Here is a 15538-nt window from a genome sequence, read left to right as displayed (position 1 = left end):
CGGGCAGGATGAGGATGTAGACCTCCGGGTGCCCGAAGAACCAGAACAGGTGCTGGAAGAGGATCGGGTCGCCGCCCGTGTCCGGCGTGAAGAACGCGGTGCCGAAGTTCCGGTCGGTCAGCAGCATCGTGATCGCACCGGCTAGCACCGGCAGCGCCAGCACCAGCAGGAACGTCGTGACCAGGATCGACCACACGAACAGCGGCATGCGGTGCAGCGTCATTCCCGGTGCGCGCATGTTGAAGATCGTCGTGATGAAGTTGATGGCCCCGAGAATCGAGGACGCGCCGGCCAGGTGTAGCGACAGGATCGCCATGTCGACGGCGGGACCCGAATGGGCCGGATTACCCGACAATGGCGGATAGATCGTCCACCCGGTACCGGCGCCGCCGCCCACAAACGGGCTGGCCATCAGCAGAATGAAGGACGGAACCAGCAGCCAGAAGCTGATGTTGTTCATGCGCGGGAACGCCATGTCGGGCGCCCCGATCATGATCGGCACGAACCAGTTCCCGAACCCGCCGATCATGGCGGGCATGATCATGAAGAAGATCATGATCAGCCCGTGGGCGGTGGTCAGGACGTTGTAGAGCTTGTAGTCGCCACCGAGAATCCCGTCGCCCGGCGCGGCCAGTTCGCTGCGCATCAGCATCGACATCACGCCGCCGATCACGCCGGCAATGATCGCGAACACCAGGTACATGGTCCCGATGTCCTTGTGGTTGGTGGAGTAGAGCCACCGGCGCCAGCCGGTCGGGTCGCTGTGGGCGTGTGCCTCTGCAGCCATCGTCATGCGGATTTCTCCCCGAACAGATCTGCGCGTCTAGTGGGCGGTCTGCGTGAGCAGCACGGGTTCGCCCAGAGGCGAATCGTGCGCGAACTCGGCTTGCGCCTCGGCAACCCAGGCATCGAATGCCTCCTGCGAGACGACATGGACCTCGATGGGCATCCGGCCGTGGAAGTCCCCGCACAGTTCCGAGCACTGGCCGTAATAGATGCCTTCCCGCTCGGCGCGGAACCAGGTCTCGTTGAGGCGGCCGGGTACGCCGTCCACCTTCACCCCCAACGCAGGAATAGTCCAGCTGTGCAGCACGTCGGCGGCGGTGACTAGCACCCGGACCGTCGTGTCGACCGGGACAACGACCGGGAGGTCGGTGGACAGCAGCCGTGCGAACGGCCGCGGCTCCTCGAACTCGTCAGCGCTGTCCACGATGAACGCGTCGAAATAGAAGTCTCCGTGGTCGGGGTACTCATAGCCCCAGTACCACTGATAGCCGGTCGCCTTGATGGTCATGTCTGCCGGCGGAATCACGTCGGCCGCATACAGGATCCGGAACGAGGGGACGGCGACGATGACCAGGATGATCGCCGGGATCGCCGTCCACAGGATTTCGAGCACGGTGTTGTGCGTCCGGGTGCCCGGCGTCGGATTTGCCGACGCGTTGTAGCGGACCATCACCCAGACCAGCAGGGCCAGCACGAACAGGGAGATCGCGAGAATCAGCCAGAGCAGCCAGTCGTGGAAGCGTCGCAGCTCGCTCATCATTTCCGAGCCGGCAACCTGGAAATTGAGGCCCCAATCCACGGGGGCGCCCACGACCTCAGCTGCCATGGCGCCGGTCGCGACGCACGCGAGGGCGAGCACGGCTCCTGCTAGTTTGCCAATGTGCATCCGCAATCCCCTTCGGCCTTCCGGCCTGCCCCAGCACGGGCAGAAGCGGGAAGTCTAGCCGTCGTTGAACACGGCGCAACGCATGCCGCGCGGGCCGGGCCGCGGGTTGCGGTACGGCGGCTTCGACCGGCGAGTCGGGCGGCCGGTTCGGCTTGGAATCAGCCCCGGCCCGGCATGTCGCGTTACCGGCCGAGGCCCGGGCGGGCCGCCGCAAACGTGTCCGGGGCCAGTCCCTCGTCCGCCAGTTCCGTCGGCCAGGATGCGCCGGTGATCAGCGCTGCGCCGGCGGCCGCGGCGGCCGGCGACGTCATGATCCCGTACCCGCCCTGTCCGGCCAGCCAGTAGAACCCCGACTGCTCGGGGTCCTCGCCGATGACCAGCGTCCGGTCGGCCACGAAGCTCCGCAGTCCGGCCCATCGGTTCTGGATGCGGTCGATCGTCAACGTGGTGGCCAGCTTGATCCGTTCGGCCACGATCGCGATGTCGAGCTCCTCCGGCTGGGCATCACAGGGCGGCGAGTCCGTCTCGTCGGCCGGGCTCGCGAGGATCCGTCCGGCGTCGGGCCGAAAGTAGAACTGCTCTTCGACGTCCAGCGTCACCGGCCAGTCGCCGATTTCGACATCCGGCGGGGCGGCAAACACGATGGCGGTGCGCCGCTTGGGCACGAGCCCGATCGGCTGGCAACCCGCCATGCGCCCGATCACGTCGCACCAGGCGCCGGCCGCGTTGACCAGCACTGGCGCCCGGAATCGTCCCTGCGGGGTGTCGACCTGCCAGAGGCCGTCGTGCCGCTCGATCGCGCGGACCTCGGCGTTGCAGATGGTTTCGCCGCCGTGGGCGCGCAGCGTCCGCAGCCAGCCCTGGTGAATCCGGTCCACGTCCATTTCGCGGCCCGCGGCCTCGAAATAAGCGTGCGCCACGTAGCCCGGCCGGAGGACCGGCACCCGCTCGGCCGCCTCGTCCGGGGTCACCTCGATGATCGACGGGTCGAGTGAACTGGCGGTCTGGAATTCCCGGTCGAAGGCTTCTTCCTGATCCGCCCTAGCAATGAACAGCGCGCCGCCCGATCCGAACAGCAGCGGCGCCTCGAAATGCTCTTCGGGCTGTTCGAAGAAGGTCCGGCTGGCGCGCGTGAGCGCCCGGATCGACGGGTTGCCGTAGCTCTCGGTGAGGAACGCCGCGGACCGGCTGGTCGTGTGGTAGCCGGGCATCGGCTCGCGCTCCAGCACGACCACCCGGCCATGGGGGGCGAGCCGCGCGGCGACCGACGCGCCGGCGATGCCGGCCCCGATTACCAGTACATCCATCGACCGTGACATCCGATTTCTCCTGCCGAGCCCTGCGGCGGCGGCCTCGTAGGTTTCCTGCGGCCGCCCGTACTCGATTTAGCGGCCAACGGACCGTGACACCACCTGTTGATGGCAGCCATGCAGTTTGCGCGCCCCTGCACCATGCGGCAGTATCCGGGGGGGCGATAAGCCGGGGAACGTCCACGGCAGGCCCGGTACCAGGGAAGCTCACGCCATGAATAAGATTCTGCTCGTGGTCGTACTCGTAGTCGGCTTGGTTGTTGGATATTTGGGCGCAAATGTCATGTCGCAGGACGGCCCGCAGCAGGCCGGGGATGCGACCACCACGGCGGCAACCGACGCCGGTGACGCGACGGACCCGGGAGCGACCGGCGCCACCACGGTGCGGTGGAAGATGCCCAGCACCTTCCCTGGCAACCTCGTCATCCTCGGAAGCGGCGGCAAGGAGTTCGTCGAGCGCATCGAGGAAGTGTCGGGCGGCACCATCAACATCCAATTCTTCGAGCCCGGTGCCCTCGTTCCGGCCCTCGAGATCTTCGACGCCGTGTCCACCGGCGCGGTGGATGCCGGCTGGTCCACGCCGGGTTACTGGGCCGGCAAGATTCCGGCCCTGCAGTTCTTCACGGCGATTCCGTTCGGCCCGCTGCCGGGCGAGGTGATGGCTTGGCTGCGCTACGGCGGCGGCAACGAGTTGTTCACCGAGCTGTACGCCGGGCACAACATCCATCCCGTCCACTGCATGATGATCTCCCCCGAGGGATCCGGCTGGTTCCGGAACCCCATTGAAAGCGTGGACGATCTGCAGGGCCTGAAGATGCGCTTCTTCGGGCTGGGCGCCAAGGTGATGGAAAAGGTCGGCGTGTCGACCCAGCTGCTGGCCGGCGGCGACATCTATCCGGCGCTCGACCTCGGCACGATCGATGCCACCGAATTCGCGCAGCCGGTCATCGACTTCGACCTCGGGTTCTACCAGGTCGCCAAGCACTACTACCTGCCCGGCTGGCACCAGCCGACGAGCTTCTCCGAGTTCATCGTCAACATGGACCAGTGGCAGACCCTGAGCGTGGCGCAGCAGGCGCAGGTCGAGACGACCTGCGCGGAAAGCATCCTGAAGTCGTACGGACTGGCCGAGTCCCTGCAGCCGGATGCGCTAGTGCAGTTCGAGGAGCGCGGCGTGACCGTGCACCAGTGGGAGCCGGAGTTCCTCGCGGTCTTCGAGAACGCCTGGAACGAGGTGGTCGAGGAAGAGGCCGCCAAGGATGCGGACTTCGCCCGGGTATGGACCTCGCTCTCAGAGTTCCGCGAGAAGTACAAGACGTGGGGTGATCGGGGCTACCTGCCATAGCAGCACGACGTTCGGCCGGCGATGAACCGCGCGCCGGGTCTGGGGCCGGCAACCGCGAACGTCGACCGGATATCGGAGCGCATCGAGGCCGGCCTTGACCAGATCGAGGCCGGCCTCGACCGGGCACGCGCCGCCGCCGAAGGGCGGACGGCCGCCGACGCGAAGCGCGAGCGTGGGCTTGCGCGCCTTGACGCGGCGCTTGACCAGTTGAACGATCTGCTGGGTGGATCCGATGGCAAGGCTTGAGGTCACGGTCGGCAACCGCCCCTACCACATCTCATGCGCGCCGGAGGAGATGGAGCGCGTGCGGGCACTGGCCGCGGAAATCGATCGTCAGATCGCCGTGTTCCAGCAGCAGAATCCGGGTGCCGGGCAGAGCCAGCTGATCCTGATGGCGGCGCTGACCGTGCTAGACGACGCCCGGACCGCCGCGGAGACCGCGATGGCGCGGCTGGTCGCCTTCGAGGAACGCGTCGACGCCCTCCAGGCCAAGGTCCTGCCCTGAGCCCGCGGAACCGCCCGACGGGCCCCGGAGGCCCTGCGCTCCCACGTTTGCTAGATTCCCGGTCGGGATGGTTGCTGCCCGATTCGCGCTGCACGAACAACCCTTGGGCCTCAATTACCACTGGGGAGCTGTCCCTGTCCGGGCCGTGGTCCGGTTAAACGGCGCCCACCTGAGCATTTTGCGCCACAGTGGTTTCCGTTGCGAACGGTCGGCGCGGCGCCTCCCACCCAGCCTGAGCCGATGACCGGTGAACTGGCCGAGGCGAAGCGGGCGCTCCGGCGGGAGTTCCGGGCCCGCCGGCGCCGAGAGCAGGCGACGCGGCCTGACGGCGCGCACGCGCTGGCGCGGAGGGTCCTCCGGGAGGTTTCGGTCCCGCCCGGCAGCGTGGCGGCCGGATACTGGCCCGACGACGGCGAGATCGATCCCCGTCCGCTGATGGCGGCGCTCGCCGAGCGCGGGGTGCGGTTGGCGCTCCCGGCCGTGGTCGAGCGCGCTGCCGCGCCGGTGTACCGCGCCTGGCAGCCCGGCGAGCCGCTCGGGCCCGACCGGGTCGGTATCCTCGCGCCGGAGGCGACTGCCCCGACCGTCGTCCCCGATCTCGTGCTGTGCCCGCTGGTGGCGTTCGACGCGGGCGGCCGCCGGCTGGGTCGCGGCGGCGGGTACATCGACCGCGCGCTCGCGGCCCTCGGTACGGGAGTACGGGTGGTCGGCCTGGCCTGGGAGCGGCAACGCGCAAGCCGAGTCCCGACGGCGCCGCACGACCGGACCTTGGACATGGTAGTAACGGAGTGTCGGGTGTACCGGCGGGACCACGCGGTGGACGTAGCAGGACCGTGAGATTCCTTTTCTGTGGCGACGTGGTGGGCGCGACCGGGATCCGGGCGCTGCGCCGGTACCTCCCGGACCTCAAGCGGGACCTGCAGCTCGACTTCACGGTTGCCAATGGGGAGAACGCGCTCGACGGCTACGGGCCATCGCCGGACACCTGCGAGCAGCTCTTCAGCGCCGGGATCGACGTGGTCACGTCGGGCAACCACATCTGGGACAACGCCGGCATCATTCCGTTTGCAGCGCGCGAGCCCCGACTGCTCCGGCCGCACAACTACCCGGGCACGGTGCCCGGAACCGGCGTCGGCGTGTACGCCGCGGCCGCCGGCGGCCGCGTCTGCGTGATCAACCTCATGGCGCGCACCTTCATGGAGCCCCTCGACGATCCCTTCGCCATGGCCGATGCCCTGCTGCAGGAGCATCGCCTCGGGGAGACCGCGGACGCCCTGCTGATCGACCTCCACGGCGAAACCACGTCGGAGAAGATGGCGTTCGCGCGCGCCTTCGACGGCCTTGCCAGCCTGGTGGTCGGCACGCATACACATGTGCCGACCGCGGATACGCGGATCCTTCCCGGCGGCACTGCGTTTCAGGCGGATGCCGGGATGTGCGGCGACTACGAGTCGGTCATCGGCTACCAGGCCGAGCCCTGGATCGCCCGGTTCCGGACCAAGATGCGCACGGGGCGGATCCGGGCCGCCACCGGCGAGGCCTCCCTGTCCGGCGTGTTCGTGGAAACCGCCGACGGCACGGGGCTCGCCGTGCGGGCCGAACCGGTGCGGGTCGGCGGCCACCTGCCCGAGGCGCGGCCGCGGCTCTGACCGTCAGAGCCGGACGTGCGACGTCCGCGCGATCCGGCCGACCACCGGCATCACGAGCAGGGCCATCCCGAGCAGACAGGCATTGCCGATCAGCACGTCGTTGAACGCCATGATCAGGGCTTCGCGCTGGGCGATCTGGGTCAGGTAACCCACCGCGTCGGCATGCACCTCGGGCGAGACGCTTCCGGCGAGCAGGCCTGACACCAGCCCCAGGATCTGCCACCCGCCGCCGGGCGGCAGCGCCATCGATTCGGCGATCCGCGCGTAATGCAGGTCCGCGCGCGCGACCAGCAGCGTATTCGCGATAGCGAGGCCGACCGCCGCGCCGAGGCGCATGATGAGGTTGAAGAGCGCGCTTCCGTGCTTGACTTCCGACACGGGCAGCGAGCTCATCGAGAGATCGAGCATCGTGAAGTAGGCCAGGGGAGCGCCCATCCCCCGCAGCACCTGCGGCAGCGCCCATTCGGCGAACCCGCTGTCGATCGTGAGACCGGCGTGCAGGATGGTGCCGGCCGCGAGCAGCCCAAAACCCAGGGCGGCGGTCCAGCCGAGGCCGATGTAGCGGACTAGATGCCCGGCGAACACGCCGGACAACACCATCGAGACGCCGAGGACGGCCGTGATGCTGCCGATGGTGGCGGTGTCGAAGCCCCGGACCTGCCCGAGGTACAGCGGCAGCAGGTAGATCGGGACGTACAGTCCGCCCCCGAACACACCGATGAGGAGCACGCCGACCAGGAAATGGGAGCGCCGGAACGTGCCGAAGCGGACCAGGGGCTCGCGCGCGGTGAACTCGCGGACGAGAAACGCCAACAGCGTGATCCCGGCCACTACTGTGCAGCCCAGGATCAGGGCGGATTCGAACCAATCGCGGCGCTGACCCTCCTGCAGCACGAAGAGGGTCGACCCGAGCAGGAGGAACGCGAGGACAATCCCGGCAAAATCGGTCTGCCTGATCAGGCGCACGTCCGGCCGATCGAAGTCCACCAGGAGCCCGACCACGACCACCACCACTACACCGATCGGCACGTTGACGAGGAACAGCCATTCCCACGATAGGACCTCGGTGATCCAGCCGCCCACCACCGGCCCGATGGCGACCGCGCTGGTGCCGAGCATCCCGAAGATCATGGCGAACGTGACCTGCAGGCGGCGCGGGATGGCGGTGTAGAGGCTGGCCACTACCATCGGCATCATCCCGCCGCCAAAGAACCCCTGGGTCGCCCGAAAGGCGATCATCGACGGCACGTCCCAAGCCTGCGCGCAGCCCACGCTGGCCAGCGTGAACCCGCCAGCGCAGATCGTGAAGAAGATGCGGGTCGAACAGATCTGGCTGAAGCGCGCCGACAGCGGAATCATGATCACTTCGGCGATCAGGGCGGCGGTCAGCACCCAGCTCACTTCGTCCGGGGCGGCGCCCAGCGCCGCCTGGATCTCCTTGAACGACGAGCCGACGATCTGCACCGACAGCACCGCCATGAACATGCCCGCGATCATCGCGATGAACGCCACGAACCGGCGTACGTTGATCGTCTCGGGCGGGCTGGCCGCCACCGTTACGTCAGCCATGCCGTGTCTCGGACCGGGAGGGTGCCGCCAGCCCGCAAGGGGGAGGGGCCGGGCGGGGCGGGAAGCGGGTCAGATGGCGAATTCGCCGAGCCGCTCGCGGTCGAACACGACGCCGTGTCCGGGCCTGTCGGGGGCCACGGCCTTGCCGTCGCGCATCTCCAGCGGATGCGCGATGAACTTTTCTAGGCCGAAGCCGTGGATCTCGAGGTACGACGCGTTCGCCGCCGCGGCGAGCACGTGCACGTGCAGGTCGTGCACGCCGTGCGAGGTCACCGGCAGACCGTATGCCTCCGCTAGGGCTGCCACCTTCCGCCAGACCGTGATGCCGCCGCACGTCGCGAGATCCGGTTCCGGGAAGTCGGCGCCGCCCGCCGCAAGCAGCGCCTGGAACTCGGCCAGCGTATGAAGGTTCTCTCCCGCCGCGATGGGAATCCCGACGTCGCGCACGCGCCGGTGGGCGGAAAAGTCGTCGGGAGCCACGGGCTCTTCGAGCCACACCAGGTCGAACGGCCGGAGCAGCCGCGCCGCCTGGACGGCCTCGCCGGCCCGCCAGCCCATGTTGGCGTCGACCATCAGCGGGAAGCCGTCTCCGAGCAGGTTCCGCATGGCGCCAACCCGCTCCACATCCTCGTGCACGTTCGGTCGGCCGACCTTCATCTTGATGGCGCGGAACCCGTCCTCGATCCGTCTCTCGGTGCGCGCCAGGAGCTCCTCGATGGGATCCTGCAGGTCGATCCCGCCGGCGTAGCAGGCGACCTCGGGATCATGGCCACCAAGCAGGCGCCACAGCGGCAGATCCGCGCGCCGGGCCTTCAGGTCCCACAGCGCAACGTCCACGGCCGCCTGCGCGAAGCTCACCGGGCCGCCGCGGCCCACGTAGTGCACCGCGTGCCAGAGGCGCTGCCACAGGGCCTCAATCCGCCCGGCGTCCGCGCCGATGAGCAGGGGCTTGAAGTCGTCCTCGATCAGGCTGCGTATCGCCCCACTGGCACGGCCGGCCGTGTACGTGTAGCCCGAGCCCGTCGCGCCATCCTCGGTACGGATGTCGACGATGATCAACTCGAAGACGGTCATCGCGCCGTGGGTGGCATCCGTGAGCGGCGGGTCGAGCGGCAGGCGGTACTGGCTGACCTCAAGTGTGGCGATCGTCATGGTTCGGGTTCCTCGTGGTCCGGGCGGTGCTGGCCTGACCTCGACCGGAGGGCCCGGTCCAGGAGCGATACGGCGCCGTGCGCGAACGCCGCGCTGGCGGCTGTCCACAGCAGCAGGCTGGCCCAGCTGCGGACCGGTGCGCCGATGCCGCCGCGGCGTTGGAGCTCGAGCAGCACGCCGATCCCGAGCAGGCCCACCGCAACGCGGACCAGCAGGCCTCGAAGCTGCCGCCAGTCCGGTGCCTGCCAGCGCAGGGCGACGACAACGAGCACGGCAACCAAGGCGGCGCCCCACCAGCACCACGGGTCCAGAAACGGGATGAGCGAGGCCGGCACGAGCGGTCTCGGGATCATGGTTCGGCCCCCGGCGGATTGACAGCACAGCACATGATTCTGATAGTGCCCTGACTTCCCACCGCGTTTCGTTCAGCTGGCGAAGGTCGAGCCGTGAAGATTGTCAACTCGCTGAAGAGTACCAAAAAACGTGACCGCAACTGCCGGGTGATCCGGCGGAAGGGCCGCGTCTACGTGATCAACAAGAAGAATCCCCGCCTGAAGGCGCGCCAGGGATGATCCCGTCTGCCGTGCAGCCGGACGGCGGGCGAGTCCTGGCCTGAGGTCGCGGCATGCGGATGCCGGAACCGGATGCGGCGGTCATCGCCGCCCGCGCGGAGCTCGTGGCGGCGCTCCGCGCGATCGTGCCCGGCGAAGGCGTCATCGAGGAGGAACGGGAACTCCTCGCCTACGAAACCGACGGTCTGACGGCTTACCGGGAACTGCCGATGCTGGTGGTGCTGCCGGAAACGACCGAGCAGGTCGCCGCCGTGCTCAAGCTCTGCCACGGCCGCGGCGTGAAGATCGTGCCGCGCGGGGCCGGCACCGGGCTGTCCGGCGGCGCCCTGCCGCTCCGTGACGGGGTCACGCTGGGCCTCGGCCGCTTCAACCGCATTCTTGAGATCGACTACGACAACCTGTGCGTGGTGACGCAGCCCGGGGTCACCAACCTGGCGATCACGCGGGCGGTTGAGGACCAGGGTTTCTACTACGCGCCCGATCCGTCGAGCCAGATCGCGTGCTCGATCGGCGGCAACGTGGCCGAGAACTCGGGCGGCGTCCACTGTCTCAAGTACGGGGTGACGACGAACAACATCACCGGGGTCGAGCTGGTCACCATGGCGGGCGACGTGCTCCAGATCGGCGGCCGGCACGCGGACCCCGCAGGCTACGACCTGCTCGGCGTGATCACGGGTTCGGAGGGCCTGCTCGGCGTCATTACGGAGGTCACGGTGAAGATCCGGCCGAAGCCCGAGTGCACGCGGGCGGCGCTGCTGGGCTTCCCCACCATCCGCGCCGGGGCCACGTGCGTCAGCCGGGTGATCTCGGAAGGCATCATCCCGGCCGGCATGGAAATGATGGACAAGTTCGCGATCGAGGCCGCGGAGGCCTTTGCGCACGCCGGCTATCCGCTCGACGCCGAATCGCTCCTCATCGTCGAGCTCGACGGGACGGTGTCGGAGGTCGACGACGGCATGGCACGGGTGATCGCGATCGCCCGCGAGTGCGACGCCACGCATGTCCGCGAGAACGCGGACGAGGCCGAACGCGAGCGGTTCTGGTCGGGCCGCAAGTCGGCGTTTCCGGCGATGGGGCGTCTCTCGCCCGACTACATCTGCATGGACGGCACGATCCCGCGCGGCCGGCTGCCGGACGTGCTGGACGGGATCACCGCCCTCTCGCGGAAGCATGATCTCCGGGTCGCGAACGTGTTCCACGCCGGCGACGGGAACCTGCATCCGCTGATCCTGTACGACGCCAACGATTCCGACCAGTTGGCACGGGCCGAGGCGTTCGGCGCCGACATCCTGAAGCTGTGCGTGGCCGAGGGCGGCGTGCTCTCCGGGGAGCACGGCATCGGTGTCGAGAAGCGCGACCTGATGCCCACCATGTTCGACGACACCGACCTCAAGCACCAGCAGCGGCTGAAGTGTGCGTTCGACCCGGACGGCCTGCTCAATCCGGGCAAGATGTTTCCGGAGCTGCACCGCTGCGCCGAGCTCGGGAAGATGCACGTCCACCACGGCAAGCTTCCGTTTCCTCACCTTCCTCGTTTCTGAGGCGCCGCCGCCAGTGGACGTGCAGGTCCGGCCGGCGGACGAGTCGGAACTCATCGACGCGATTCGGGGGCTGACGGCGGCGGGAACGCCGGCCCAGGTCAACGGTGCTGGCACCAAGCAGCGTTTCGGGCGACCGGTCAATGCCGGCGTGACCCTGCAACTGGACGGCCTCACCGGGATAGAGGCCTACGCTCCAGACGAGCTGACACTGACCTGCGGGGCCGGCACGTCGCTCGCGACGGTGGAAGCGCTGCTGCGGGAACACGATCAGGAACTGGCGTTCGAGCCGCCCGACTTCGGTCCGCTCTACGGTGTACCGGCTGGCGGCGCCACCGTCGGCGGCGTGCTCGGGTGCAATCTCGCCGGCTCCCGCCGGGTCCGCGCGGGCGGCGCGCGGGATCACTTCCTCGGGTTTCGGGCCGTGAGCGGCCGGGGCGAGGCGTTCAAGGCTGGCGGCCACGTGGTGAAGAACGTGACCGGGTACGACCTCTGCAAGCTCCTGGCGGGTTCGTTCGGCACGCTCGCCGCCCTGTCGGAGGTGACGGTCAAGGTGCTGCCGCGGGCGGCGCGGACCGGCACGCTGCTGCTGCCGGGCCGATCCGTCGCCGATGCCGTCGGCCTGCTGATCGCCGCCTGGCAGAGCCGCCTGGAGCCGAGCGGGTTCAGTTGCGTCCCGCCGGAAGTCGTGCCGCTGCTGCCGCCGGGCCTGCCGGCCGATGCAGGGTGCATCGCCGCCATCCGGTTCGAAGGGCCGGAGAGTTCGGTGCTCGACCGGCTCACGCGCATGCGCGACCAGCTGGGCGGTGCCTCGCTCCAGCTCGGGGATGAAGAATCGCGCGCGGTGTGGAAGGCGATCACGGACGCGGCGCCGTTCGCGGATGCGGTGTCAGTGCAGGCGGAGCGTCCGCTCTGGCGGCTGTCGTTGCCGCCCGCCTCGGCTGCCGGCGTGATCGACCGGCTGGTCGGGCGCCCGGGCGGGGTGTGGCTGCTGGACGGCGGCATGCTGTGGTTCGCGCCCGCGGGTGAGGCCAGCGCCTCGGCCGAGGTCCGCGCCGAAACGGAACGCGTGGGAGGGGCGGCGACGCTGCTCCGGGCGCCGCCATCGGTGCGGGCCGCCGAGGGAGTGTTTCCGCGGCAGAGCGACGGCATCGAGCGGATTGCGGCGGCGATCCGTTCCGGTTTCGACCCTGCGGGCGTCCTCAATCCCGGCCGCATGGGAGCCTGAGGCGGTGCGCACCAACTTCACGGCCGCCCAGCTCGAGAACCCGGCCATCCGCACGGCGAACGGCATTCTCCGTGCCTGCGTGCACTGCGGGTTCTGCACGGCCACCTGTCCGACGTACGTGCTGCTCGGGGACGAACTCGACAGCCCGCGGGGTCGGATCTACCTGATCAAGGACATGCTGGAGAACGACCGGCCGGCGGATCCCCGGACGGTGCTGCACATGGACCGGTGTCTTTCGTGCCTCTCCTGCATGACGACGTGCCCCTCCGGCGTGCACTACATGCACCTGGTCGACCACGCGCGGGCCTGGATCGAGGAGACGTATCGGCGCCCCTGGTTCGAGCGGCTGGTCCGGGGTCTGTTCGGACTCCTGCTGCCCTATCCCGCGCGCTTTCGGTGGGCGCTGCGCCTCGGACGGATCGCCCGCCCGTTTGGCCGGCTGCTGCCCGAGCCCGCCGGGACCATGCTGCGCATGATCCCGCGGCAGCCTGTCCCGGGCAGCTTCGTCCGACCGGGCTCCGTCCACCCGGCAGCGGGCGACCGCAAGCTCCGGGTGGCGCTGCTCGCCGGGTGCGTGCAGCAGGCCCTCGACCCCCGGATCAACGACGCGACGGTGCGACTGCTCACCCGGCTGGGTGCCGACGTGGTCGTGGCCGCCACGGCCGGCTGCTGCGGCGCATTGGTGCACCACATGGGCCGGGAGGACGCCGCCAAGCAGGCCGCCCGGCAGAACATCGCCGCGTGGCGTGCGCTGGACGCCCAGGATCCGCTCGACGCCATCGTCGTGAACGCGTCCGGGTGCGGCACGATGCTCAAGGATTACGGCCACCTGCTCGGGTCGGACGCGGACCGCGAGGACGCGGCCTGGGTCGCCGGGCTGGCGGCCGACGTTACCGAAGTGGTGGAGCGCCTGACGCTGCCGGCCATATCCGGGCCGCACGCGGGCACGAGCGTCGCCTACCACTCGGCATGTTCCCTGCAACATGGCCAGCAGATTTCCCGCATGCCCGCGTCGCTCCTGAGCGCAGCCGGGTTCGACGTGCGGCCGGTGGCCGAGGGACACCTCTGCTGCGGGTCGGCCGGCACCTACAACCTGCTGCAGCCCGAGATTGCGGAGCGGCTGCGCGAACGAAAGGTCGGCAACCTAGAGCGGACCGGTGCAACCGTTGTTGCCGCCGGCAATATCGGCTGCATGGTGCAGATCGCAGGAGGTTGCGACCTCCCGGTGGTGCATACGGTGGAACTGCTCGATTGGGCGACCGGGGGGCCGCGACCGGCGGCCCTTCACTGAGGGTGCCGGCTGGGCGGAGGCTGCATTCCCACCGGGCGCGCTCCAGGGAATCGCTTCCTGCACGGCCGCGGGGACGTCAACAGTTGCGCTGAATGTGAGCGTCGGCGGCGGGATGCCTCGGCGGGAGGCGAACCAGGCTGTGCCGGGTGAGGCCTGTCCATTTGCGAATGTTTTCCGAGCGTGGCTGCTGATTGGCGTCCGATTCTGGAAGCGATGGTCCGCCGAATGGCCTGCTAGGCTCCACCGGGCGCGAGACTAGGCCGGTGGCCGGTCGGTCGCTGCCTGAGGAGGGGACCAATGAACAAGATGAGCCGTTCGGCGGCACGACGCCGCTTGTCGCGCCGCAGCATGCTGTCGGGACTTGGTGTTGCAGCCGCCTCCGTTGCGACTGCCGGAGTGGCGCGCGCCGCCTGCTCGGTGACCGCGTACCAGATCGACGGGCCGTTCTTTCCGTACACGACCGGCGAACAGGATTGGGATCTGACCCACGTCGCGGGCGGGGCCAACCGGGCTGCCGGCGAAGTCATCGAGGTCGTCGGCAAGATCCAGGACGCGAACTGCAGGCCGGTCGGCGACTGTGTGCTCGAGATCTGGCAGGCGAACGTGCATGGCCGCTACGACCATCCGAAGGACGGCAACCCGGCGCCGCTCGACCCCAATTTCCAGGGTTATGCCCGAATCGTCACCGACAAGGACGGGAGCTACCGGTTCCGCACCATCCGCCCCGCCCCCTATGCGGCGATCGGCGACTGGTACCGCCCGGCGCACATCCACTTCAAGGTGCATCCGCCGCTGAATCCGGGTGTCACGACGCAGATGTATTTCCATGACGACCCGCTGCTCGAAAGCGACCTTCTCCTCAAGCCGCTGTCGGAATCGGAACGGGCGGGACTGATCGTCGCCTTCGATGCCGAGACCGCAGACGGGATCAAGCAAGGAACCTTCAACCTTCAGGTGCCGGAGGGCTGGATGCCGCCGCCGGAACTGATGGACATCATCCGCCAGCAGCAGGGTTGACAACCATCCAGTTTGCCCCGCCGGCTGCTTGGCCGGCGGGGCCCAAGTTTCGCCGACGATGCCTCCGGCGGCGCGCGCCCTGTCGCCCCCTTATCCTCGGTTCGCCGATGCCGAGTCACGTTCGTCCAACGCCTTTTCCATGTAAATGACCCCGTCAAGGGGGTTCTCGTAGTACGGATCGATTTCGCGGAATCCCATCGAACGGTACAGCCTTATGGCCGCGGATAACCGGGAAAACGAGTCGAGTCGCATACGCGCGTATCCGGCCGTGCGGCCGGCAGCAACGATGGCGTTGGCCAGCGCGCGCCCCATGCCGGATCCTCGCCAGGGCGGGCGTACGTAGAGGCGCTTCATCTCACAGATTCCATCTGACAGGGGCTTCATTGCGACGCCGCCGATCAAAGGCCCGTCAGCTTGGCGCGCGAGCAGCATGCGTCCTTTTGGCGGTCTGTAGTCGCCCGGGAGCGAACGCAGTTCGGTGGAAAAGTTTTGAAAAGTCAGATCCAGGCCGAGCCATTGCTGGTACTCGATGAACAGGGTCCGTAAGTCATCGATGTCCGCGACAGACGATGCTTCCGTTATCGCAACATCTCGGCGGACAAAGTCTTGCATCGAGGCAGTCCTGTGGCAGGAACCGCAGCCGGTCCGGCGAATCTGCGGAACCGGCTTGCAAAGGGTGCGGGTGCCCGG

The 15538-nt window shown here is 68.6% G+C and carries 17 protein-coding genes; 10 read left to right on the top strand and 7 right to left on the bottom strand.

The genetic code is table 11. From position 1 onward, the window contains the following. The 3 genes from OXH60_03775 to OXH60_03765 all read right to left on the bottom strand — a co-directional run. Nucleotides 1-793 (bottom strand): cbb3-type cytochrome c oxidase subunit I (locus OXH60_03775; protein ID MDE0711235.1); only part of this gene is annotated, 793 nt, incomplete at its 3' end. A gap of 30 nt (nucleotides 794-823) precedes the next feature. Further along, nucleotides 824-1672 carry a cytochrome c oxidase subunit II gene (coxB, locus tag OXH60_03770; protein MDE0711234.1) on the bottom strand — a complete coding sequence of 283 codons (849 nt, stop codon included), beginning with the start codon at nucleotides 1670-1672 and terminating at the stop codon, nucleotides 824-826. 182 nt (nucleotides 1673-1854) lie between these two features. Next, nucleotides 1855-2991: an FAD-binding oxidoreductase gene (locus OXH60_03765; GenBank protein MDE0711233.1), complete on the bottom strand. Its 1137-nt coding sequence runs from the start codon at nucleotides 2989-2991 to the stop codon at nucleotides 1855-1857. Between the two features lie 205 nt (nucleotides 2992-3196). Here OXH60_03765 and OXH60_03760 point away from each other — a divergent pair, with 205 nt between their 5' ends. From OXH60_03760 to OXH60_03740, 5 genes are all read left to right on the top strand, one after another. Continuing rightward, complete coding sequence (locus OXH60_03760; protein MDE0711232.1) at nucleotides 3197-4327, top strand: TRAP transporter substrate-binding protein; 1131 nt, start codon at nucleotides 3197-3199, stop codon at nucleotides 4325-4327. Between the two features lie 21 nt (nucleotides 4328-4348). After that, on the top strand, nucleotides 4349-4573 hold the full coding sequence (locus OXH60_03755; protein ID MDE0711231.1) for a hypothetical protein: 225 nt from the start codon (nucleotides 4349-4351) through the stop codon (nucleotides 4571-4573). Further along, nucleotides 4560-4832 (top strand): cell division protein ZapA, encoded by a 273-nt coding sequence (locus OXH60_03750; GenBank protein ID MDE0711230.1) that lies wholly within the window; start codon nucleotides 4560-4562, stop codon nucleotides 4830-4832. Before OXH60_03755 ends, OXH60_03750 begins: the two co-directional genes overlap by 14 nt. 240 nt (nucleotides 4833-5072) lie before the next feature. Beyond that, nucleotides 5073-5669, top strand: coding sequence for a 5-formyltetrahydrofolate cyclo-ligase (locus tag OXH60_03745; protein MDE0711229.1), 597 nt, complete (start codon nucleotides 5073-5075; stop codon nucleotides 5667-5669). Beyond that, nucleotides 5666-6481, top strand: coding sequence for a TIGR00282 family metallophosphoesterase (locus tag OXH60_03740; GenBank protein ID MDE0711228.1), 816 nt, complete (start codon nucleotides 5666-5668; stop codon nucleotides 6479-6481). The genes OXH60_03745 and OXH60_03740 overlap by 4 nt, the downstream gene beginning before the upstream one ends. A gap of 3 nt (nucleotides 6482-6484) precedes the next feature. On the opposite strand, the gene OXH60_03735 is transcribed toward OXH60_03740, so the two are convergent. From OXH60_03735 to OXH60_03725, 3 genes are all read right to left on the bottom strand, one after another. Beyond that, on the bottom strand, nucleotides 6485-7993 hold the full coding sequence (locus tag OXH60_03735) for a DHA2 family efflux MFS transporter permease subunit (protein MDE0711227.1): 1509 nt from the start codon (nucleotides 7991-7993) through the stop codon (nucleotides 6485-6487). A 126-nt stretch (nucleotides 7994-8119) separates the two neighbouring features. Then, a complete protein-coding gene (locus OXH60_03730; protein ID MDE0711226.1) occupies nucleotides 8120-9202 on the bottom strand; it encodes a mandelate racemase/muconate lactonizing enzyme family protein in 1083 nt (360 codons plus the stop codon). Further along, nucleotides 9199-9555 carry a hypothetical protein gene (locus OXH60_03725; GenBank protein MDE0711225.1) on the bottom strand — a complete coding sequence of 119 codons (357 nt, stop codon included), beginning with the start codon at nucleotides 9553-9555 and terminating at the stop codon, nucleotides 9199-9201. The genes OXH60_03730 and OXH60_03725 overlap by 4 nt, the downstream gene beginning before the upstream one ends. A 93-nt stretch (nucleotides 9556-9648) precedes the next feature. Here OXH60_03725 and ykgO point away from each other — a divergent pair, with 93 nt between their 5' ends. The 5 genes from ykgO (at nucleotide 9649) to OXH60_03700 (ending at nucleotide 14848) form a co-directional block, all read left to right on the top strand. Then, a complete protein-coding gene (gene ykgO, locus OXH60_03720; protein MDE0711224.1) occupies nucleotides 9649-9774 on the top strand; it encodes a type B 50S ribosomal protein L36 in 126 nt (41 codons plus the stop codon). A 53-nt stretch (nucleotides 9775-9827) separates the two neighbouring features. Next, nucleotides 9828-11315 (top strand): FAD-binding protein, encoded by a 1488-nt coding sequence (locus OXH60_03715; protein MDE0711223.1) that lies wholly within the window; start codon nucleotides 9828-9830, stop codon nucleotides 11313-11315. A gap of 13 nt (nucleotides 11316-11328) precedes the next feature. Continuing rightward, nucleotides 11329-12540, top strand: coding sequence for an FAD-binding protein (locus tag OXH60_03710; protein MDE0711222.1), 1212 nt, complete (start codon nucleotides 11329-11331; stop codon nucleotides 12538-12540). 4 nt (nucleotides 12541-12544) lie between these two features. After that, nucleotides 12545-13831, top strand: coding sequence for a glycolate oxidase subunit GlcF (gene glcF, locus OXH60_03705; protein MDE0711221.1), 1287 nt, complete (start codon nucleotides 12545-12547; stop codon nucleotides 13829-13831). Nucleotides 13832-14128: 297 nt separating this feature from the next. After that, complete coding sequence (locus OXH60_03700) at nucleotides 14129-14848, top strand: protocatechuate 3,4-dioxygenase (protein ID MDE0711220.1); 720 nt, start codon at nucleotides 14129-14131, stop codon at nucleotides 14846-14848. A 90-nt stretch (nucleotides 14849-14938) separates the two neighbouring features. On the opposite strand, the gene OXH60_03695 is transcribed toward OXH60_03700, so the two are convergent. Continuing rightward, nucleotides 14939-15460, bottom strand: a complete 522-nt coding sequence (locus tag OXH60_03695; protein ID MDE0711219.1) for a GNAT family N-acetyltransferase — start codon at nucleotides 15458-15460, stop codon at nucleotides 14939-14941. Between the last annotated feature and the right edge of the window lie 78 nt (nucleotides 15461-15538).

The organism is Rhodospirillales bacterium (assembly GCA_028824295.1).
Taxonomy (GTDB): domain Bacteria; phylum Pseudomonadota; class Alphaproteobacteria; order TMED109; family TMED109; genus VXPW01.
Note: the sequence above shows the minus strand (reverse complement) of the source record. Positions and strands in the feature narration are given on the sequence as shown.